The sequence below is a fragment of the Variovorax sp. P4_B10 genome (assembly GCF_056402375.1).
In genome coordinates this window covers 1-893 of record NZ_JBFUHN010000182.1, presented here as the reverse complement: position 1 = coordinate 893, position 893 = coordinate 1, and the positions used below count along the sequence as shown (strand labels likewise).

Below are 893 nucleotides of genomic sequence, written 5' to 3'. Positions count from 1 at the left end.
GTCCCATCCTTGGCGTGTCCTGTCCCCATTCGCATGATGCGGACGAAATGCACCTCATCAACGATGACTCCGTTCTCACGGAAATCCTGGACCCTTCGACGATGCTGCCTGTCTCTCCCGGAGAAGTCGGCGAGATCGTCATCACCACGCTGGACAAGCAGGCCTCTCCGGTCGTCCGCTGGCGCACCCGGGATCTGGTGCGGCTTTCCTCCAACCCCTACAGCTGCGCATGCGGGCGCTCGGGTTTTCCTCTCATCGGTCGGATCATCGGCAGAAGCGACGACATGCTCAAGGTCAGGGGCGTGATGGTCTATCCCTCCCAGATCGAGGACGTGATCGCAAGTGTCCAGGGCACGGCGAAGGAGGCCTGGCAGGTCTATGTGGAGAAGAAGGATGCCGAAGGCTCGCTCAACGACATCGAGGTTGCGATCGAGCGCATACCCGGCGCAGCAAGCGAGGCGTCCGATATCGCACATGAAGTCAAAGCCATGTTGAAGGCACGTCTTGGCCTCACCTGCAAGGTGGTGTGCCATGCCGAAGGAAGCCTGCCTCGCTACGAGGCGAAGGCCATACGCGTCCTCCATCGCTGAGCTCCTCGTTCACGCAGAAGGAATCAGAAGATGTCATCGTTGGACGGTATCAAGGTGGTGGATTTGTCCAGGGTCCTGGGCGGGCCGTTTTGCACCCAGCTGCTTGGGGACCACGGGGCGACCGTCATCAAGGTCGAGCCCCCGCAAGGCGACGAGACGCGACTCTGGGGCCCGCCGTTCTCGGGCGATGCGGCTTCCTACTTTCTCGGGCTGAACCGCAACAAGCTGGGCATGGCGCTCGATCTCTCCAGCCCCGAGGGACGCGAGATCCTGCTCATGCTCCTGAACGATGCGGATGTGCTC

2 protein-coding genes are annotated in these 893 nt (G+C 61.6%); both read left to right on the top strand.

The genetic code is table 11. From position 1 onward, the window contains the following. Window positions 1-590, top strand: a 590-nt coding sequence (locus tag AC1DXX_RS33355; protein WP_478138477.1) for a phenylacetate--CoA ligase family protein, incomplete at its 5' end; no start/stop codon positions are given. 30 nt (window positions 591-620) lie between these two features. Further along, window positions 621-893, top strand: a 273-nt coding sequence (locus AC1DXX_RS33350; RefSeq protein ID WP_478138476.1) for a CoA transferase, incomplete at its 3' end; no start/stop codon positions are given.